Raw genomic sequence first — 19,844 nt, forward strand, 5'->3', positions numbered from 1 at the left:
CGGTGCGGCCGGTGGTGCTGGTCTACACGCTGGTGTGTGTCGGGGTGACGATCGCGTTCGGTGCGGACGTGGAGGCGCAGGCCGGGGCGTACGCGACGGGCATTCTGGCGATGATGGTGTCCGGCAGCGTCGCGGTGACGATCTCCGCGGTCCGGTACCGCCGCAGGTGGGCGGCGGCGGGGTTTGCGGTGCTGACTCTGGTGTTGCTGTATGCCCTGGGTGAGAACATTCGGGAGAAGCCGGACGGTATCGCGATCTCGGCGATGTTCATCGCGGCGATCGTGGTGATCTCGCTGGTCTCCCGGGCGGCGCGGACCACGGAGCTGCGGGTCAAGCACATCGAGTTCGACACTCGTGCCCGGCAGTTCGTGACCGACTCGATCGCCCACGACGGGCAGCTCAACCTGATCGCCAACCGCCGCCAGGCCGGCGACGTCGCCGAGTACGCCGGCAAGGAAGCCGAGCAGCGCGGCATGAACCCGGTCCCGGGCCGCGCCGACGTGCTGTTCCTGGAGATCGACGTGGTCGACCCCTCGGCATTCTCCGACGTACTGCAGGTCACCGGTGTGCAGGTCGGCGAGTACCGGGTGCTGCGCGCGTCGGCCCCGGCCGCACCCAACGCCATCGCGGCGATCCTGCTCGCGCTGCGCGACACCACCGGGGTACGCCCGCACTGCTACTTCGAGTGGTCGGAAGGCTCCCCGCTGACCCACCTGCTGCGCTACCTGTTCCTCGGCCGCGGCGACACCCCGCCGGTGGTCCGGGAGATCCTGCGCGAACGCGACGCCGACCCGGCCCGCCGACCGGGCATCCACGTCGGCGGCTGACCTCGCCCGCCGGGGGCCGCGTGTGCTACAAAGCTTCGCGTGAGCCTGCCACCATCCCAGCTGAGCCACCACGTCGTCGCATCGGATGGCGTGGTGCGCGTCGCGCTGGCCGGCGAGGTCGACCTGGCCGTGGCGGACGACCTGCACCACTGGCTGGCCGCGGCGGCGGCCGAGCACCCCGGCCTGCCGGTCGAGGTGGACATGACCTCGGTGACGTTCATCGACTCGTCCGGGATCCGGGCGTTCGTGCGGGCCCGCAACGACGCCGTCGGCGCGGGACGGGGTCTGCGCCTGGTCAACACGGCCGGGATGGCGCTGCGCGTGCTGCAGGTGGCCGGGGTGTACGCGCACCTCAGCGGCGAACCGCTGGACTGACCGGAGCGCGCGCGGGCCGTGATCGTGAGCCGAGTCGATTTCACGTGCCTGTGTTAGGTTGGGCGCACGCGGTCAGGGGTACCTGTCTGACGTGCGGGGAGGCCAGGATGTGGAAGCAGGTGTCGTGAGAACGGGCGCGGCCGCAGACCACCGCGGTTTCTTCCATGAGACGGCGTTCTACGCATCCGACGAGGAGTTCCTCTCCGTCGTCGTGCCCTTCCTCCGGGACGGTGTGGCCGCCGGCGAGCCCACGCTCGCCGTCTTCGCGTCACCCCAGGCGCGGCTCGTCCGGGACGCCATGGGCGCCGACTGCGGGGTGACCTTCATCGCCGGCGACGCGCACTACCAGCGCCCGGCCACCGCGATCAAGCAGTATCGGGAGATGCTCGCCGCGCACGTCGCGGCCGGAGCAGCCCAGATCCGGGTCGCGGGCGACGTGCCGCATCCGGGGGTGGGCGTGCCGTGGGAGTGGTGGGCGCGCTACGAGGCCGCGGTGAACCACGCGTACGACGACTTCCCGATGTGGGGGCTGTGCCCGTACGACACCCGGACCGCGCCGGACGAGGTGCTCGACTTCGTGCGGCGGACCCATGCGCACATCGCGACGCCGCTCGGCCACACCGCCAACCACGCCTTCCAGGACCCGTTCGCGGTGCTGGCGGCCGGCGTCACGCCATGGCGCGACCCGCTGGAGGACACCCCGCCCGCGATCGAGCTGGGCGGGCCGACGACGGCGCAGGCCCGCGGCGCCGCCCTCGCGCTGCAGGCGGCCGCCGGGCTGTCCGCCTACGATCTCGGCGCCCTGCTGCTGGCGATCAGCGAGACGGTCACCAACGCGGTCCTGCACGGGCAACCGCCGGTGCTGCTGCGGCTGTGGGCCGCGCCGGGCCGCATCGTGGTCACGGTGACCGATCACGGTCCCGGCCCGGCCGATCCGCTCGTCGGCCTGGTGCACGGCGCGAGCCCGGGCGGGTGGGGCCTGTGGCTGGCCCACCAGGTCTGCGCGTACGTCTCCCTGCAGCGCGACCCGGACGGATTCACGGTCCGGCTGCTCGGCGGGCAGCTGCCCGGCTGAGCTGAGCGCCCCCCCCGCTGGAGATCATCGATTGATCCGTGCGGGACGCGTGCCGCCGTGGCTGGTGCTCGGCGGCGCCCTGGGCGACAATCTTGCGGTGGGGAGCCCCGTCGATCCGGGCGGCGCGGTTCCCGGCGACCCGGGCGACCCGGGGCTCCGCGGTGACGGGGTCCGACCGCCCGCCCCGTCCCCATACCTCAGGAGCAGCTTCGTGTCCGATGTCGACGTCGAGCCGGTGACCACGAGCCCGGACGACGCCCCAGAGCCCGCCGCCCCGCCCACCGCGCCGTGGTGGCGCGAGCGGCTGCCGCACCTGCTGCTGGGCGCCCTGCTGCTGGTGATGGCCTGGTTCACCGTCGCGCAGGGCCGCTTCCACGGCCGCACCTACGACGAGTACATGCAGGACGACTACGGCGCCCGGGTGCTGAAGTTCTACCTGTCCGGCACCGCCGACCGCTCGTTCCTGGACTTCCCGGACTACCTCTACATGCCCCAGCACGGCGCCGGGTTCGAGCTGATCGTGGCGTTCTTCCAGCACCTGTCCGGCGAGATCTGGAACACCCGCACCATCGTCAACGGGCTGTTCGGCGTGCTCGGCATGCTGGTCACCGCGCTGGCGGCCCGGGAGCTGGCCGGTCGCGGCCGGCTGGGCGCGTGGGCGGGCCTGGCCGCCGCGGTCGGCCTCGCGCTGTACCCGCGCTACACCGGCCAGATGATGAACAACTCCAAGGACATCCCGCTGGCCGTCGCGATGGTGCTGGTGCTGTGGCTGGTGCTGCGGCTCATGCGGCGCTGGTCGTTGCCGAACCGCCGGTTCGAGGTGCTGGAGCTGGCCGCGGTCGGCGCGGCGATCGGGTTCGCCGGTTCCATCCGGGTCAACGCCCTGCTGTGGTTCGGCCTGCTGGCGCTCGTCGGGCTCGGCTTCTGGGCGCGGCACGGCTACCAGCTGCGCGGGGCGGCGCTGCGCGCCGAGGTGACCAACCAGTTGACCGCGATCCTCGCCATCGGCACCACCGCCTACCTGGTGATGTCGCTGTTCTGGCCGTTCCTGTTGACCAACCCGGTCGACGGGCTGATGTCGTCGGTCGAGTCGATGGCCAAGTACGACTGGGACAACGAGATCCTGTTCGGCGGCGAGATGGTCCGCTCCACCCAGCTGCCCTGGTACTACGCCCCCTGGTGGCTGGTGATCGGCTCCCCGCTGCCGGTGGTGGCGCTGACCGTCGCCGCCGCGGTCGCCGCGGTCGTGGCACTGGTCCGGCGGCAGCGGCTGGACGGGCGGACGCTGCTCGTCGGCGCGTACATCCTGCTGCCGCTCGCCCTGATCATCGGCGCGCACTCGACCCTGTACAACAGCCTGCGCCAGTTCCTGTTCGTGGCCCCGGGCATGATCGTGCTGGCGGCGGTGCTGCTGGTGCGCTGGGCGCGGGAGTCGTTCGACGCCGGCCGCACGGCGCTGGCCTGGGCGCTGATCGGCGCGGCCGTGCTCGGCCAGGGCGAGGCCCTGTACGCCTCCGCCCGCATCTACCCGTACGAGTACTCCTACTTCAGCCCGCTGGCCGGCGGCTACACCACGGCCCGGCACGACTACGAGAGCACCTACTACGGCTCCTGCACCCGGGCCGCGGCGGTCTGGCTGGGGGAGAACTACCGCCAGTTCACCGACGACCCGGCCCCGACGTTCCGCGACGAGCACCAGTGGAACTCGCTGGCCGAGGTCGACCTGCCGGACAACTTCGTCTCGGTCGGCGACGGCGACCCGTTCTTCCGGATCACCACCAGGGAGGCCGGCGCGGGCTACCGGGAGGTGCACGCCGTCATGGTCGAGGGCGAGCCGGTGTGCCGGGTCTCCGTGAAGGAGTACGCGGGAGTCTCGTGACCGGTTAACGGGCTGCCGGCGCGGGGTATCGCGGCGGCATGACCCTCAACGAGAACGCGGACATCGATACCAGCCAGGTGACCGACGCCCGGGGATCCGGAGGCGGCGGTGGCGGCGGTGGGTTCGGCGGCATCCCGATCCCGGTCGGCGGCGGCATCGTCGGCACGCTGATCGTGATCGGGCTGGCGCTGGTGGGCACGTTCCTCGGCCCGCAGATGTTCGGCGGCGGCGACGACGGCGGTCCGGGCGTCAGCGAGACCTGCTCGACGGCGAACCCGGACCGCCTGGAAAACGCCGAGTGCCGCAACGCGCTGTACATCAACTCGATCCAGGCGTACTGGCGCGAGGCGCTGCCGCAGACGTTCGGCAAGCAGTATCAGCAGACCGACACGGTGTTCTTCTCGCAGGCCGTGAACACCGGCTGCGGCGCGGCCGACAGCGGGGTGGGCCCGTTCTACTGCCCGCCGGACCAGCTGGTGTACATCGACCTGTCGTTCTACGACGAGCTGGCCACGCGTTTCGGCGCCGACGGGCAGTTCGCCCAGCCGTACGTGCTGGCCCACGAGTACGGCCACCACCTGCAGAACCTGCTGGGCACCTCGGCGGACGTGCAGCGGCAGTCCGAGCGCGACCCGGGCGCGGCCAACGCGCTGTCGGTGAAGCTGGAGCTGCAGGCCGACTGCCTGGCCGGGGTGTGGGCCAAGCACGCGATCGAGACCAAGGACGCCAAGGGCACCCCGATCTTCACGTCGCTCACCCAGCAGGACATCGACCAGGCCCTGGAAGCGGCCGCCGCGATCGGCGACGACAAGATCCAGGAGAGGTCGGGCGGTCCGGTCGACGAGTCGAAGTTCACCCACGGCACCGCCAAGCAGCGCAGCGACTGGTTCAACACCGGCTACTCCAGCGGCGACGGCCGCCAGTGCGACACCTTCGGCAAGGGCGTCTGAGCCCCTTCCGCCGCCGCATCAGGGTCCGGGACGTGCCACGTTCCGGACCTTGCCGTTTCAGTAAACGGTTCCTATAGTGGCCGGGACCGGGAACTGATCTTCGGGGCGGGAGAGCCATCGTGAACCCTGTGCGCCTGGCGCTGATCGGCGCGGGTGACCGCGGCAACGCGTACGCCCGCTGGGCCCTGGCCCATCCCGGCCGGGCGCGGTTCGTCGCCGTCGCCGAGCCCGACCCGGACCGGCGTGCCCGCTTCGCCGCAGCTCACGGCATAGGCCTGGCCGCGCAGCACGACGACTGGCGGCAGCTGCTCGACGACGCCGACCTCGCCGTCGACGCGGTCGTCATCGCCACCCAGGACGCCGGGCACGCCGACCCGGCCGTGGCCGCCGCCCAGCGCGGGCTGCACATCATGCTGGAGAAGCCGCTCGCGCCCACCCCGCAGGAGTGCGTGCGCATCGTCGACGCGGCACGCGAGGCCGACGTGATGCTCGCCGTGTGCCACGTGCTGCGCTACGCCCCGTACACCCGGCTGGTCAAGCACCTGATCGACTCCGGCGCGATCGGTGACGTCGTGTCGGTGCAGCACCACGAGCCGGTCGGCTTCTGGCACCAGGCGCACTCGTTCGTGCGCGGCAACTGGCGGCGCGAGGACCTGTCCAGCTTCATGCTGCTGGCCAAGTCCTGCCACGACATGGACTGGCTGCAGCACATCGTCGGCCGCGACATCGCCCGCGTGTCCAGCTTCGGCGGCCTGCGCCACTTCCGCCCCGAGAACCGTCCCGCCGGCGCCGCCGACCGGTGCCTGGACTGCGCCGTCGAGCCCGACTGCCCGTACTCGGCCCCCCGCCTCTACCGCGACCGGCTCGCCCGCGGCGAGCACCGCTGGCCGCTGTCCGTGGTGACCCCGGTCTTCACCGAGCAGGCGCTGACCGAGGCCCTGCGCGAAGGACCCTACGGCCGCTGCGTATACGCCTGCGACAACGACGTCGTCGACCACCAGGTGGTGGCGATGGAGTTCGACGGCGGGGTGACCGCGTCGTTCACCATGAACGCCTTCAACACCGGGGGGCATCGGCGCACCCGCGTCTTCGGCACCCGCGGCGAGCTGGTCTGCGACGCCGTCAGCGTGACCGTGCACGACTTCACCACCGGCACGGCGACCAGCCACGACCCGCAGACCGCGGGTGGCGCGGACGCCGCCGGCGGGCACGGCGGCGGCGACGCCGGACTGATGGACGCGTTCACCGCCGCGGTGGCCACCGGCGACCGGGCGCGCATCCTGTCCGGCCCGGCGCAGACCCTCAACTCGCATCTGGCCACGTTCGCCGCCGAGCAGGCCCGGCACGAGGGCACCGTGGTCACCGTCGCCCGGCCGGCCGCGCTCGCGGGGTGACGCGGTCGTGAACCCGGCTCGGGTCCTCCTGCCCCGCGGACTGGCCAACACCCGGTTCCCCGGACTCTCGTTTCCTGGTTAGGCGATCGGCACCGAACACCTCGGACGGGCCGCCGCACCAGGGACGGGTGAGATGGCTGAGGGTGTTGCGGTGCGCATACGCGCGCGCGAGTTCGCGACCGGGGACGTGGAGGTGGCCCACCAGGTCCTCCGCGAGTCGTACATCGAGCACCGGCATCGGGTGTTCGGCGGGGCGCAGGACTTCCAGTTCCGCCAGCACGTGGTGACCGCCGGTGAGCTGGGCATGGACAGCGTGCGGCACACCGCGACCGTGGAGACGGTCACCGACCCGCTGCCCTACCTGATGTTCGTGGTGACGCTGAACGCCGACCTCACCGTCCGGGCCGGGCGCGACGAGCTGCGCCCCCTGCGCGGCGAAGCCTTCCTCTACCCGGTCGGCCAGCCGCTGACCATCCGCTGGACCGACTTCGACCTGCGCATACTGCGCCTGCCCGTCGACCGGGTCGCCCGGGTCGCCGCCCGCGCCGGCATCGCCCTGGCCGACTTCCGCTTCGACGGCATGAGCCCGATCTCCGCCGAGGCCGGCCGGCACTGGCGCGACACCATGGCATACCTGTTCCACACGCTCAACACGCCGGACACCCCGCTGGCCAACCCGCTGGTGCACGCGGCCGCCGTCGACCTCGCCGCCACCACCGCCATCGCGACCTTCCCCAACACGGCCACCGCCACCGGATACGTCGGCGAGCCCGGCCGGGTCGCGCCCGCCGCGCTGCGCCGCGCCGTCGCGTTCATCGACGCGCACGCGCACGAACCGGTGACCGTCGAGGACATCGCCGAGGCCGCCGGGATCTCGTCCCGCGGCCTGCAGGCGGCATTCGCCCGGCACGCCGACAGCACCCCGATGGCATACCTGCGCCGGGTGCGGCTGTCCCGCGCCCACCGCGACCTGCAGAACGCCGACCCGACCCGGGGCGACACCGTGGCCGCGGTGGCCCGCCGCTGGGGCTTCACCAGCCTGAGCCGCTTCGCCGCCGTCTACCGCGACGAGTACGGCCGCTCGCCCCGGCAGACCCTGCGCACCTGAGGCTGCCGCAAAACGGCGGGCGGCTGCGGCCGGGCGGCGCTACCTTCGTCGGCGGGAGGTGGCGATGGGTGCCAAGCAGCGGGCAGAGCGCGAACGGTGGGCCCGCTACGACGCGCAGGAGTGGGTCGTGCTCGGCTCGGGCGAGTCCGGGCAGGAAGCCTGGGCGCAAGCCACCCGCACCCTCACCGAGATGCGCATCGCCACCCCGGTCGTGGCGGGTCGCCCTGTCGGCGGCAGCATCGTCGGGTTCACCGGCGCCATCCGCGTCGACCTGCTCTGCGGTCGAGGCTCGGGCATCGCGCGGATCTCGGCACGGCCCGAGGACCTGGCCCAGGCCGCCCGGCTGGTCCGCGGCACCGTCCGCTCCTGGCACCCGGACGAGGGCTGGGGCGTGCTGGACGCCCCGCAGACACCGGGCGGCTGCTGGGTGCACTACCGCCACCTCGGGCTGCGCGGGTACGGCTACCTCGCGCCGGGCACAGCCGTCGACTTCGCCTGGGAAGCCGCTGAGCAGGACGGCTTCGCGTACCGGGCGCTGGTCGTCGCGTACGCCCAGGACTGATCGCCTCACGGGCGCAGGTGCCGCACGCCCTCCCAGCCATGGTCCGCGCCGACCTTGACCTTCGCCCGGCCCCCGGACCAGGTCTTGGCCAGCTTCTCGACGGCGTCGGCGGAGAACCGGGCCGAGTCGGCGTACACGTGGAAGGTCCGCATCCCCTCGCTGGTCTCGTGGGCGATCAGCTCGGCGTCGGCGAGCAGCTCGCGCAGCCGGTCCTCGAAGTCGCGCAGCGCGGTGAGCGCGTCCGGGTCCGGCATGCCGTTGTCCCGGCCGCGGAAGGCCAGCGTGACCGCGACGTGCGTGTCCAGCACCGGCCAGCGGGCGGGCTTGAGCGGGCGCTGCGCCGTGGCGATACGCGGGACCTCGGCGTCGGGGCTGCTGCCCATCAGCACCCAGGTCTCGTCCCGGTACTGCGCGGCCAGCTCGGCGACCGCCGTGGCCAGCTCCTGTGGCGGCTGCGCCTTGTCCGGGCATTCGACGGCGACGTCCACACCGCCGATCCACACCTCGACCGCGTCCTCGCCCAGCAGCCAGGCCAGCGACAGGAACGCCACCTGCACCCGCTGCGCCTCGGTCATCGCCGCGAACGCGGGGTGGAAGACCACGACGTCGTACTCGCTGCGCGGCTCGTCGAGGCTGAAGGCGTAGCGCAGCTCGGCCAGCTCGACCCGGTGCCCGTCGGCCTGGAACTCGGCCTCGAACATCTCCGACTCGGCCTGCCGGGCGTCGTGGAACTCCCAGGTCTCGTCGGCAGCTGGGGCTGCCTGCCGCCAGCGGTGGGCGAGCGCCCGCAGCGCGGGATCGCCGGCGGCGCTGACGATGAACGCGTGCTCGGCGACCCGGCCCTTGCTGAACTCCCACTCCAGCTCAGGGTGGATGCCGTTGACCCGGGCCGCGATGTCCGCGACCAGGTCGTCGGGGAAGCCGCGGGTGGCGATGGCCGCCTCCGAACGGGTGCGCAGCTGCGGCCAGGCCGCCCAGAACGCGGCGATCGCCGCGGAGTGTTCGGGACGCCGCTTCCGGGAGAAGATCATGGGGCGGGAGCATAACGGCAGCCGGGGCGCGGCGGAAGGCCGTCGTCCCTCGACCACGGTCAGCTCAGGAACAGCACGCGACCGTCCGCCGGGGCGGCTTGCCCGTGGCGTTCGAAGGGCAACCGGGGTGGGGGCCCGTCGGGTAGTCCCTTCGGGACGCCATACGAGGACGGGGAGGGCGCGTGCGCCGTCGGACTGCGATCATCGCTGCGGGACTCATCATGCTGGCCGGATGCGGCTCGCCGACGCCCGTGCAGGCGACCGCGCCGTCGACGGTCGTGCGGCTCGACCTCGCCCGAGGTGCGGACCGGCCGCTGCCGACAGAGGTGCATCTGCCGCCGGGCAACGGCAGGCATCCGCTGGTGGTGTTCGTGCACGGGTACACCTGTCACGTGTCCGAGTACGCGGACCTGATCGCGAACTGGGTGGTGGCCGGGTTCGCGGTGGCCGCGCCGACGTTCCCGTACACCAACGGGGCGGCGGCGAAACTCGACGTGATGGACCTGCTGCACCAGCCGGAGGATGTCACCGCGGTGCTTGATGCGCTGCTGGCGGCCTCGGCGTAGGAGGGTGATCCGCTGCACGGGCGGATCGACGCGGACCGGATCGCGGCGGGCGGGCACTCGCTGGGCGGCATGACCACGGTCGGCGCGCTGGGCCGGTGGCGGGACCCGCGGCTGAAGGCCGGGATCGTGCTGGCGGGCAGCGCCCGTGACGTCGGGGCGGAGTTCCGGGGCGACCCGGCGGCGATGCTGTTCATCCACGGCATGGGCGACCAGGTGGTGACGATCGACCAGGGGCGTGCGGCGTACGACGCGGTGCCGTGGCCGAAGGCGTTCCTCACGCTGCCGTCCGGCACTCACCGCAACCCGTTCATGTCCCCGGCCGACCCCGACTTCGACCTCGTCGCCGCGTCCACCACCGACTTCCTTCGCTGGCGGCTCAACGGCGACGCGGACGCCCGCAAGCGCCTGGCGGCTCTCGGATCCCACTTCGAGGACCGCCTGAGCGGAGCCGCGAATGCTTGACGTCGGAACTCCGGGCACATTGCCATCGGCAGGACGCGCCGCCCGGCCCGCTATCACTGCACCGGCAGGCTCGGCACCACCGCATCATCCAGCGGAGCGTCCGTTCCGTGACCGCTGCACAGCACAGTGGCCAATCAGGCACCTCCGCAGCCTGCGCCCGGTTGCCAATCGCCATCGCGCATGAGGCTGTTACGGTCGCGCCGTGGTCACGTGGCAGGAGGATCAGCCAGGGTTGCTTCGGCTGCCGTCCGGCCGGTTGGTGCGCGGGCGTGGGCTGCGCCGTCCGCTGCCCGACGGCCCGGTCCCGGGGTTCGCGTTGTACCTGCTCAGTGATACGCCACCGGAGACGCCCTGGCCGGCCCGCTGGGTGCGCTGGCGGGACTTCTGGCTGCCGGCAGACCGGGCCGCGTTCCGGGCGGCGCTCGTGGAAGCGCTGGACCGGGCCGGTGCCGAGCGGGTCGAGGTGGCCTGCGGTGGCGGGATCGGTCGGACCGGCACGGCGCTGGCCTGTCTCGCGGTCCTGGACGGCGTGCCCGCCGACCGGGCCGTCGCCTACGTCCGGGCCGGTTACCATCCGCGGGCCGTGGAGACGCCCTGGCAGCGCCGCTTCGTCGAGCGGTTCGGTGGGAGCTGATCGAGGGGTGCCGTCGGCGTGATCGAGGCAGTACATTGCCTGCCAATCGATCACTCTCCCCATGCGCATCGTCACGGGCCTGTCCGCCCTGGTCTACATGCCTTTCTATCTGGTACTGGTGTACGCCCTGGTCCGCGGCCGCAACTGGATCCAGCTCCCGGCGGTCGTCTACGCCACGATGATCTCCACGATCACCGGGATCATCGTCTTCGGGGTGGAGTTCTTCGGCGAGCCGCAGTGGCAGACTCCCAACCCGGTCAAGTTCCTGTCGTTCAACCTTCCGTATGTCCTGTTGCCACTGCTGCTGCTGGTGCGCATGCGCAGACCGGAACCGTTCGCCCGGCGGTTCTAGTCACGACTCGGCGTGCGCGCGGCGGCCTTCCGGCATACGGTGAAGACATTGACCTGATCCGATCCGGGAGGAAGTCCATGAGACTGCGCCACCGCCGTGCGCTCGTCCTGATCGCCGTCACGACCCTGGCGTCGACCGCCGCAGCCGGGCCCGTCCAGGCGAGCCCGAGGCCGCCCGACCCGGAGAAGGCCCCGGTGGCGACCGGATACGGCGGCGCGGTCGCCACCGTGGACCTCGACGCGACCAAGGTCGGCCTGGAGGTGCTGCGCAAGGGCGGCAACGCGGTCGACGCGGCGATCGCGGCGGCGGCGACGCTGGGCGTGACGGAGCCGTTCTCGGCGGGCATCGGCGGCGGCGGCTTCCTGGTCTACTACAGCGCCAAGGACCGCCGGGTGTACACCATCGACGGCCGGGAGGCCGCGCCGATGTCGATGGGGTCGACCGCCTTCGTCGACCCGGTGACCGGGCTGCCGTACGCGTTCCAGGAGGCCCGGGTCAGCGGCATCGCCGCGGGCGTGCCCGGCACCCTGGCCACCTGGGACAAAGCGCTGCGCAAGTGGGGGACCACCGACCTGGCCGACGCGCTGCGGCCGGCGGCGAAGGTGGCCGACCGCGGTTTCGTCGTCGACAACACGTTCCGCACCCAGATCAGCGACAATGCGGCCGCGTTCGGGCAGTTCTCGTCCACGAGCGAGCTGTATCTGCCGGGCGGGGCGCCGCCCGTGGCCGGCACGGTGTTCCGCAACCCTGACCTGGCCGACACGTACCGGCTGATCGCCCGGCAGGGCACGGGTGTGTTCTACCGGGGCGCGGTGGCCCGCGACATCGTCGACACCGTGCGGCACCCGCCGGTGGCCGACGTGCCGATCGGCACCTGGGCGTTCCCGATCCGTCCCGGCACCATGGCGCTGTCCGACCTGGCCGCGTACCAGGTGCGCACGCCGTCGCCGACGCGGGTGTCCTACCGCGGCTACGACGTGTACGGCATGCCGACCCCGTCCAGCGGCGGCCAGGCCGTCGGCGAGGCGCTGAACATCCTGGAGCAGACCGACCTGAGCGCGCTCACCCGCACCGAGGCGCTGCATCAATATCTGGAGGCGAGCGCGCTGGCGTTCGCCGACCGCAACCGCTTCGTCGGCGACAACACTCCGCGCCCACTGCTGGACCAGCTGCTGTCGGACGGCTTCGCCAAGGAGCGGGCCTGCCTGATCAACCCGGCGCAGGCGCTGGTCAAGCCGGTCGCCCCGGGCGAGCCCGACGGTGCCTACGGCGGCTGTGCGGCGGCCGCGCCGAGCCCGGCGGTGACCGAGGGCCAGTCGACGACCAACCTGACCGTCGCGGACCGCTGGGGCAACGTGGTCGAGTACACGCTGACCATCGAGCAGACCGGCGGCAACGCCATGGTCGTGCCGGGCCGGGGCTTCCTGCTCAACAACGAGATGACCGACTTCAACTTCACCCCGACGCAGGGCAGCGCGCCGGACCCGAACCTGCCCGGCCCGGGCAAGCGGCCGCGCAGCTCGATGGCGCCGACGATCGTGCTGGCCGACGGCAGGCCGTTCCTCGCGGTCGGCACGCCCGGCGGTTCGACGATCATCACGACGGTGTTGCAGATCCTGGTGAACCGCCTCGACCTGGGCATGACCCTGCCGGAGGCGGTCGCCGCCGCCCGCGCGACCCAGCGCAACACGGCCGCGGTGCTGGGTGAGGCCGAGTTCGCCCCGGAGATCCCCGGGCTGACGGCGCTCGGCCACACGTTCGCGGCCAGCCCGGAGATCGGAGCCGCGACCGGCATCGAGTTCCTGGGCCACGGCCGCCTGCTCGCAGCGGCCGAACCCGTCCGCCGCGGCGGCGGCTCCGCCGGCGTCGTCTGGCCCGTCGCGGGTTCGTAGCGAGGCGCCCGCGCTGCGCTTTCGGGGAAACTGCGCGAATCCGGCGGCTGGTGGCTGCGCTTTCCCCGAAAGTGCAGCACCGCCGGGTTCGGCGCGGTCCGGGAAAGGGCCCGGCGGGAGGGCCGGTGCGCGGGATCATGGGAACGTGACGAAACACCCGGACAGGCTGCGGTGAGCGGGGCGAGCACGGCGCTGCCGCCGCGGCCCGGTCCCCGTCCGCGGGTGCACATCCCGGTGCCGCATGTGTCGTACCCGCTGCAGCGCTTCCTGGCCACCGAGGCGGGCGGCGGCCTGCTGCTGCTCATCGCGACGGTGCTGGCGCTGATCTGGGCGAACCTGCCCGGCGGCGGCTACGAGCAGTTCTGGCACACCCAGGCGTCGGTCCGGATCGGCGACGCGGGGATCGACCTGGATCTGCGGCACTGGGTCAACGACCTGGCGATGGCGCTGTTCTTCCTCACCGTCGGCCTGGAGATCAGCCGCGAGCTGACCGTGGGGGAGCTGCGCCGCCCGCGGGCGGTGCTGGTGCCGGTGCTGGGCGCGCTCGGCGGCCTGATTCTGCCCGCGCTGATCTATGTGGCGTTCAACCCGTCGCCGCCGGCCCTGCACGGCTGGGGCATTCCGATCTCGACCGACACGGCGTTCCTGGTCGGCATCCTCGCCCTGTTCGGCCCGCGCTGCCCGGACCAGCTGCGGCTGTTCCTGCTCACCCTGGCCATCGCCGACGACATCGGCGCCATTCTGGTGATGGCGGTCTTCTACAGCGGCGGGGTGTCGGCGCCCGCGCTGGTCGCGGTGCTCGGGCTGACCCTGGTGCTGTTGGGCCTGCGCTGGGCCCGGGTCTGGCAGCTGCAGGCATACGTCGTCGTCGGCATGCTGCTGTGGGTGGCCGTGTTCGCGTCCGGCCTGCACCCGACGCTCGCCGGGGTGATCGTGGGACTGCTCGTGCCGGCCACGCCGGTGGAGCCGGAACAGGCCGATCGGCTGCGCTTCTACGGCCGGGCGGTGCTGGAGCGGGCCGACGCCGTGCGGGCCCGGCTGGCGGCGGCGGCGGCACGGGCGACGGTGCCGCCCAACGACCGGTTGCAGGACGCGCTGCACCCGGTCAGCGCGTTCCTGGTGATTCCGTTGTTCGGCCTGGCCAACGCGGGGGTGCGGCTGGACGCCGAGACGCTGCGCCGGGCGGTGACGTCGCCGGTCACCATCGGCATCGTGGTGGCGCTGCTGGCCGGCAAGACCATCGGCATCAGCCTCGGCGCGGCGCTGGCGCTGCGCACCGGGTGGGGCGCGCTGCCCGGCAGGGTGCGCTACGGGCACCTGATCGGCGGCGCGGTGCTGGCCGGCATCGGCTTCACCATCTCGCTGTTCATCGCCGACCTGGCCTTCCACGACCCGCTGCTACAGGCCGAGGCCAAGATCGGCGTGCTGGTCGGCTCGCTGCTGGCGGCGGTGCTCGGCTCGGTCGCGCTGCGCTGCCTCGGCGAGCGGCTGCCCCTGTGCACGGTCGACGACGACGAGGAGATGCCCGAGTTGCCGACCGGCCCGTGGCGCGACCCGAGCCTCGGCGAGCGCTGACCAGCTGCGTCGAGCGGTCATCGAAGCGTGCTCAGCCGCTCCGCAGCGCTGATAGCCGCGGCGAGGTGTCAGTGGCGCATGCCCAGCGCGCTGCGCAGCGCGCCCAGCTCGACCTTGCCCTGGTAGAGGCGGCCGTCGGCGAACAGGGTGGGCGTGCCGCGGACCCCGGACGTCACCCCGGAGCGGTAGTCGGCCTCCACGGCGGGCCGGTATTCCTGGACGGCCTCGCCGGTCACCGAGCCCAGGTCGAGCATCTGCGCGTAGCTCTCCAGGTCGGGGTCGGCCAGCCGGCTCTGGTGGGCGAACAGCAGGTCGTGCATCTCCCAGAACCGCTCGCCGGATGCCTCGGCGGCCAGCGCCGCGGTCAGCGCGAACGGGTGCACGGTGAACAGCGGGAAGTGCCGGTAGACCAGGCGTACCATGCCGTCGGAGTCGTCGATCAGGCGGCGCAGCACGGGCGCCGCGGCACCGCAGTACGGGCACTCGAAATCGCCGTACTCCACGAGCGTGATCGGTGCGTCGGCCAGCCCGTACACGTGCCGGTCGAGGTCCACCGCGACGGACTCGGTCACTCCTGCAGCGTAGTTCGCCGGGGCGCTCAGCCGTTGGCGATCAGCGTGGCGTAGTCGGCGGCGCGCAGCGGCTCCTGGCTCAGCGAGGCGTCCGGCAGCGGCACGCCGATGCGGGCGCCCTGCTGGGTGAACACCACACCGGTGATGCCGGCGCGGCTGGTCAGCGTGCACACGATCTGGCCGAAGGCCAGCACGTCGTCGTTGCGTCCGGTGCTCTCGATGCCCGCCGGCAGCTCGACGTGCGCGGTGTCGCCGAGCAGCTGCACCGACGCGACGACCCCCTGGCCGCCGAGGGCGGTGCCCAGGCCGCGGTCCTGCTCCGCGTCGGTCGGCCCGCGCAGCAGGTCGGTGAGCAGGCCCTGCGGGTCGGGCTCGGCGGGCAGCCGGCGCTGCACCGCGACCAGCGCGCCGTCGCGGATCAGGTACAGGCTCTCGGCGGCCGGTCCGGACGCGGCGGCCGAGGGCGCGGTGGTGGCCACCCGCGACGGTGTGCCGACCTCGATCACGCGTGGCGTGTCCTCGACGGGCACCCCGCACCCGGTGACCAGCAGCAGCACCAGCGGCGGGAGCACCAGCAGGGACCGCGGCCACGGCGGGCAGGGCAGCGCGGGCCGGGTCACGAGGCCACCCGCGGCAGGTCGATGCGGAACCGGGCCCCGCCGCCGGGGCGGTCGGTCACGTGCACCAGGCCGCCGTGCGCCTGCACGTGCTGGGCGACCAGGGACAGCCCGAGGCCGGTGCCTTCGCTGTCACCGCGGGCCCCAGCGGTGCGCCCGCGGACGAACCGGTCGAAGATCGACTCGCGGTCGGCGGGGCTGACACCGGGCCCCTCGTCGTCGACCTCGACGTAGTACCCGATCAGCCGGCGGCCGCCCAGGCGCACCGCCACCGCGCCGCCGCCGTGGCGCTGCGCGTTGTCGATGAGGTTGACCAGGATCTGCTCGAAGCGCCGACGGTCGACCTGCCAGATCGCGTCACTGCCCGGAGCCACCGACACCAGGTTCACGCCGAGCCCGCGGGCCCGGCACAGCCGGCGGGCCAGCGCGGGCACGTCGACCGAGGCGCGGTCGGCCGCCTGATCGCTGCGCGACAGCTCGATCAGGTCGGTGACCAGGGCCTGGAACCGCTCGACCTCCTCGGTGAGCAGCGCCGCCGCGGTCGCCGTACGCGGATCGAGGTGGGCGCGGCGGCGGGCCAGCACGCTCGCGGCCGCCGACAGGGTCTGCAGCGGGGAGCGCAGTTCGTGACTGACGTCGGCAGCGAACCGGCGATCGCGTTCCATGCGCCGCGACAGCTGGTCGACCATCAGGTTGAACGAGGTGGTCAGCCGGGCCAGTTCGGGCTCGGCGGCGGGGTCGAGCCGGGCGCTGTGGTCCCCGGCGGCGATCTCGCTGGCGGCGTTGGCGACCGAGGTGAGCGGGCGCAGCACCCGCCGGGCCGCGTACGAGCCCAGCAGCGCCCCGGCCCCGGCGGTGCCTATCGCGACGAGCGTCAGCACCAGCGCGAGCACCTTCAACGACCGGTCCAGCTCGCGCATGAAGTCGACTTCGTAGAGGGACGTGCCGTCGCCGAGCGGCACCGCGATCACCATGGCGGGCACGCCGTCGACGCGTACCCGCTGGATGCCGGGCTCGCCCTGGTCGGCCAGCCGCACCAGCCCGTCGGGGATCTCGTCGGCGGTGTTGGCGGTGTCCACCTGGGCGGAGAACCAGCGGCCCTCGCGGCGCAGGAACGCGCGCCGGTCCGCGCCGGTGTTCAGGGTGCTGAGCGCGGTCAGCGCGTCGGGGGAGTCGGCGTCGAGACCGGACGCGACGATCGCCGCGTCCAGCGACACGGCGCGCACCGCCGAGTCCTCCCGCTGGGCCAGCAGGAACCGCTCGGTGAGCTGGTAGGACAGCGCGCCCATGACGGTGGACACGCCCAGCGCGCCGACGGCGAAGCCCGCCGTCACCCGCGCCCGCAGCCCCGGTTTGCGGATCATCGTTGCAGCTTGTAGCCGAGGCCGCGGACGGTCACCAGCCGGGCGGGGGCGCCGGGGTCGTCCTCGACCTTCTGGCGCAGCCGCCCGATGTGCACGTCGACCAGGCGCTCGTCGCCGAAGTCGTACTCCCACACCCGCTCCAGCAGCTGCTGGCGCGACAGCACCTGGCCGGCGTGCTCGGCCAGCTCGCACAGCAGCCGGAACTCGGTGCGGGTCAGCGCCAGCTGGTTGCCGCGCAGCAGCACCTCCCCGGCCTGCGGCCGGATCTCCAGCTCGCCGACCACCGAGGTGCGCGGGCCGGTCGCGGTCGCCGCGCGGGCCCGCCGCCGCAACGCCCGGAGCCGTGCGGTGAGCTCCTTGACCGCGATCGGTTTGACGACGTAGTCGTCGGCGCCGGCCTCCAGCGCGGCGACGATGTCGTGCGTGTCGTCGCGGGCGCTGACCACCACGATCGGCACGTCGTCGGCGCGGCGCAGCTCGCGGATGCACTCGAAGCCGTCGATGCCGGGCAGCATCAGGTCCACGAGCACGGTGTCGGCGGGCTCGCGGCGCTGGCGGACCAGCCCCTCCTCGGCGGTCGCGGCGGAGGAGACGGTGTAGCCCTCGTCTTCGAGGGCCAGGGTCAACGACAGGCGGATGCGGTCGTCGTCTTCGATGACCAGTACGGCAACCATCGCCGCATCATCGCCCAACAACCCGCCGCGCGGCCAGTGGCGGCCCACCGACCTCGTACCCGCCGGGCCGGGTGTGCCGGGCGTGACCGCCGGTGGGCAGCCGCCAGGCACGCCGCTCCGGCGTCGCCGCCACGCCGGCACCGCGTGTCCCCAGCGCGGTGATCAGGTGTTCGGCCCAGCTGTCGAGGGCCGGCGGGGTGTCGGCATGCCGGGCTCGCGGGGCGGGCCCGTGGCGGCCCGTGGCCTGCGCGATGGCGTCGGCGAAGGAGCCGGTGTCGTGCGGGTTGACCGCGATCGCGCCCGGCAGGTCGATGACCCCGCTGGTCAGCTCGCTGACCACGACCGTCGCGCCGAGCTCGCCGCGGGCCGCGATGAACTCGTGCGCGGCCGTCACGGTGCCGTGGTGGGTCGGCGTGACCAGCATGCCGTCGCAGGCCAGGTACAGCGCGGCCAGGTCGCGGCGGTCGGGCTCGGTGCGTACGTAGTGGACGACCGCCTGCCCGACGCTGGCGTGCGTACCGTTGATCTTCGCGATGAGCCGGTCGACGCGCTCGCGCTGCGCGTCCTCGGCCGGGGTGCGCGGATCGCCGCAGGCCACGTGCAGCAGCGCGACCTCGCCGGGGGCGGGCCGGTGCTCGGCGAGGAACCGTTCGAAGGCGTGCAGCCGCTGCTCGACGGCGTCCGCGGGATCCCACCCGGCGACCGACAGCAGCACCGTCCCGGTCACCCGCATCGCCTTGCGGATCCGCCCGCCGGCCGCCCGGACCGGGGCCAGCCCGCCCAGCCGCCGGGCACCCGCGGTGTCGGCGGGCAGGGGGTACGCGACGACCCGCAGCATCCGGTTTCCGAGCGTGATGCTGCCGTCGCGCACCGGCAGGCCGTGTACCCGCGCCGCCAGGTCCAGCAGGTTGTCGACGGCGCGCGGGTGCGGCAGTGCGATCACGTCCGCGCCGAGCAGCCCGGACAGCAGCGCCCGGTGTTCGGGCAGCCGGGCGAACGACTCCGCGGGCGGGAACGTGCTGTGCAGGTGCGCCACCACGGTCAGGTCCGGGCGCATCCGGCGCAGCATGCGAGGTAGCAGCTGCAGCTGGTGGCCGTGTGTCCACACCGTCGCCGAGGCCGACGCCGACGCGGCCACGGCGGCGGCGACCCGGCGGTTGACCGCCAGGTAGCTCTCGAACCAGCCGCTCGGGAAGTCGACGGGCTGGTGGTGGCACAGGGAGCGGAGCAGGCTCGCGCCGAGCGCGGCGGCGTCGGCCCGCGCGGGCGGGTGCACGCCGAGCACGCCGTCGCCGGAGCCTTCGCCCCCGGCCGGAGCCCACGCCCCGGACCGGGCCGCGACGAGGGGCCGCAGCGACGCCAGCATGGCGTCGACGTGGTCGCGGCTGTCGTCGGGATCGGCCGCGGGCAGGCGGTCCACGGCCACGACCAGGCCGTACCGTCGCCCGCGGCTCACGGCGTCACCTGCCGCGGCGGTTCGGGCTCCGGGTTGAGCACCTGCAGCACCCGGTCGACGCGGGCCAGCTTCAGGTTGCGCCGCGCCCGCGCGGACGGCGAGCGCAACGCGACGGTGCCGCCGTCGCGCATGGCCCGGCGGTGGGTGTCCAGCAGCAGCAGGATGCCGGCCGCGTCGATCAGCTCGCAGTCGGCCAGGTCGATGACGAGCTGGCGCGGGTGCAGCGCCAGGGCCTCTTCCAGCACGTCGTTCACGCTCGGCGCGGACCGCACGTCCAGATCGCCGCGTACCTGCACCTCGACCAACGGCACGACCTGCGTCGCGCCGGCGGGGACCACGTCGTCCACCGTCACCTCCTGGAATGGACCCCGAGCCTTACCCGCCGGTACGGCGATCATCCGGCGGAACTGTGACAGTTGTGTGACAGTTCCGCCGTTCCGTGTCAGGACTCGGTCTTTCGGCCGTCCGGTGGCGGGCCG

Annotated in this window: 20 protein-coding genes and 1 pseudogene; 14 read left to right on the plus strand and 7 right to left on the minus strand. The window is 73.2% G+C overall.

Annotation, left to right across the window (positions count from 1 at the left end; genetic code table 11):
- From HAV39_RS09295 to HAV39_RS42185, 8 genes and pseudogenes are all read left to right on the plus strand, one after another.
- Positions 1–827, plus strand: a pseudogene (locus HAV39_RS09295) (amino acid transporter); the annotation flags it as partial.
- 39 nt (positions 828–866) lie between these two features.
- Positions 867–1,202, plus strand: a complete 336-nt coding sequence (locus HAV39_RS09300; RefSeq protein ID WP_191838763.1) for an STAS domain-containing protein — start codon at positions 867–869, stop codon at positions 1,200–1,202.
- Between the two features lie 124 nt (positions 1,203–1,326).
- A complete protein-coding gene (locus HAV39_RS09305; RefSeq protein WP_191838764.1) occupies positions 1,327–2,277 on the plus strand; it encodes an anti-sigma factor RsbA family regulatory protein in 951 nt (316 codons plus the stop codon).
- Between the two features lie 211 nt (positions 2,278–2,488).
- Entirely contained in the window at positions 2,489–4,156 is a 1,668-nt protein-coding gene (locus HAV39_RS09310) for a hypothetical protein (protein ID WP_191838765.1), read from the plus strand.
- 38 nt (positions 4,157–4,194) lie between these two features.
- Positions 4,195–5,106, plus strand: coding sequence for a KPN_02809 family neutral zinc metallopeptidase (ypfJ, locus tag HAV39_RS09315; protein WP_191838766.1), 912 nt, complete (start codon positions 4,195–4,197; stop codon positions 5,104–5,106).
- A gap of 119 nt (positions 5,107–5,225) precedes the next feature.
- Positions 5,226–6,500, plus strand: a complete 1,275-nt coding sequence (locus HAV39_RS09320) for a Gfo/Idh/MocA family protein (RefSeq protein ID WP_191838767.1) — start codon at positions 5,226–5,228, stop codon at positions 6,498–6,500.
- Between the two features lie 133 nt (positions 6,501–6,633).
- The gene (locus tag HAV39_RS09325) at positions 6,634–7,608 is read left to right on the plus strand and encodes an AraC family transcriptional regulator (RefSeq protein WP_191838768.1); all 975 of its coding nucleotides are present in this window, start codon (positions 6,634–6,636) and stop codon (positions 7,606–7,608) included.
- Between the two features lie 64 nt (positions 7,609–7,672).
- A complete protein-coding gene (locus tag HAV39_RS42185) occupies positions 7,673–8,170 on the plus strand; it encodes a hypothetical protein (protein WP_203736650.1) in 498 nt (165 codons plus the stop codon).
- A 5-nt stretch (positions 8,171–8,175) separates the two neighbouring features.
- Here the strand turns inward: HAV39_RS42185 and HAV39_RS09335 are convergent, their stop codons facing one another.
- The gene (locus HAV39_RS09335) at positions 8,176–9,201 is read right to left on the minus strand and encodes a DUF695 domain-containing protein (protein WP_191838769.1); all 1,026 of its coding nucleotides are present in this window, start codon (positions 9,199–9,201) and stop codon (positions 8,176–8,178) included.
- Positions 9,202–9,383: 182 nt separating this feature from the next.
- On the opposite strand from HAV39_RS09335, the gene HAV39_RS09340 reads away from it, so the two are divergent.
- The 6 genes from HAV39_RS09340 (at position 9,384) to nhaA (ending at position 14,682) form a co-directional block, all read left to right on the plus strand.
- Positions 9,384–9,767, plus strand: coding sequence for an alpha/beta hydrolase (locus tag HAV39_RS09340; RefSeq protein ID WP_191838770.1), 384 nt, complete (start codon positions 9,384–9,386; stop codon positions 9,765–9,767).
- Positions 9,768–9,836: 69 nt separating this feature from the next.
- A complete protein-coding gene (locus HAV39_RS09345; protein ID WP_191838771.1) occupies positions 9,837–10,229 on the plus strand; it encodes an alpha/beta hydrolase family protein in 393 nt (130 codons plus the stop codon).
- A gap of 202 nt (positions 10,230–10,431) precedes the next feature.
- Positions 10,432–10,863 carry a protein-tyrosine phosphatase family protein gene (locus HAV39_RS09350; RefSeq protein WP_191838772.1) on the plus strand — a complete coding sequence of 144 codons (432 nt, stop codon included), beginning with the start codon at positions 10,432–10,434 and terminating at the stop codon, positions 10,861–10,863.
- Positions 10,864–10,924: 61 nt separating this feature from the next.
- On the plus strand, positions 10,925–11,215 hold the full coding sequence (locus tag HAV39_RS09355) for an EXPERA domain-containing protein (RefSeq protein ID WP_191838773.1): 291 nt from the start codon (positions 10,925–10,927) through the stop codon (positions 11,213–11,215).
- An 83-nt stretch (positions 11,216–11,298) separates the two neighbouring features.
- Positions 11,299–13,107 carry a gamma-glutamyltransferase gene (gene ggt, locus HAV39_RS09360; protein WP_373311862.1) on the plus strand — a complete coding sequence of 603 codons (1,809 nt, stop codon included), beginning with the start codon at positions 11,299–11,301 and terminating at the stop codon, positions 13,105–13,107.
- Between the two features lie 243 nt (positions 13,108–13,350).
- A complete protein-coding gene (nhaA, locus tag HAV39_RS09365) occupies positions 13,351–14,682 on the plus strand; it encodes a Na+/H+ antiporter NhaA (RefSeq protein WP_203736649.1) in 1,332 nt (443 codons plus the stop codon).
- Between the two features lie 68 nt (positions 14,683–14,750).
- Here nhaA and HAV39_RS09370 read toward each other — a convergent pair whose 3' ends face one another.
- The 6 genes from HAV39_RS09370 to HAV39_RS09395 are packed head-to-tail and all read right to left on the minus strand — an operon-like array spanning position 14,751 to position 19,712.
- Positions 14,751–15,254, minus strand: a complete 504-nt coding sequence (locus HAV39_RS09370; RefSeq protein WP_191838775.1) for a DsbA family protein — start codon at positions 15,252–15,254, stop codon at positions 14,751–14,753.
- A gap of 26 nt (positions 15,255–15,280) precedes the next feature.
- Entirely contained in the window at positions 15,281–15,874 is a 594-nt protein-coding gene (locus HAV39_RS09375; RefSeq protein WP_191838776.1) for a GerMN domain-containing protein, read from the minus strand.
- On the minus strand, positions 15,871–17,232 hold the full coding sequence (locus HAV39_RS09380; RefSeq protein WP_373311861.1) for a sensor histidine kinase: 1,362 nt from the start codon (positions 17,230–17,232) through the stop codon (positions 15,871–15,873). Before HAV39_RS09380 ends, HAV39_RS09375 begins: the two co-directional genes overlap by 4 nt.
- Positions 17,232–17,909 (minus strand): response regulator transcription factor, encoded by a 678-nt coding sequence (locus HAV39_RS09385; protein ID WP_191838778.1) that lies wholly within the window; start codon positions 17,907–17,909, stop codon positions 17,232–17,234. Before HAV39_RS09385 ends, HAV39_RS09380 begins: the two co-directional genes overlap by 1 nt.
- Positions 17,910–17,916: 7 nt before the next feature.
- Positions 17,917–19,365, minus strand: coding sequence for a trehalose-6-phosphate synthase (locus HAV39_RS09390; RefSeq protein ID WP_191838779.1), 1,449 nt, complete (start codon positions 19,363–19,365; stop codon positions 17,917–17,919).
- Positions 19,362–19,712 (minus strand): STAS domain-containing protein, encoded by a 351-nt coding sequence (locus HAV39_RS09395; protein WP_170212919.1) that lies wholly within the window; start codon positions 19,710–19,712, stop codon positions 19,362–19,364. Before HAV39_RS09395 ends, HAV39_RS09390 begins: the two co-directional genes overlap by 4 nt.
- Between the last annotated feature and the right edge of the window lie 132 nt (positions 19,713–19,844).

Origin of the sequence: Catellatospora chokoriensis, from assembly GCF_011297315.1 — a bacterium.
In the GTDB taxonomy this organism is placed as follows: domain Bacteria; phylum Actinomycetota; class Actinomycetes; order Mycobacteriales; family Micromonosporaceae; genus Catellatospora; species Catellatospora citrea.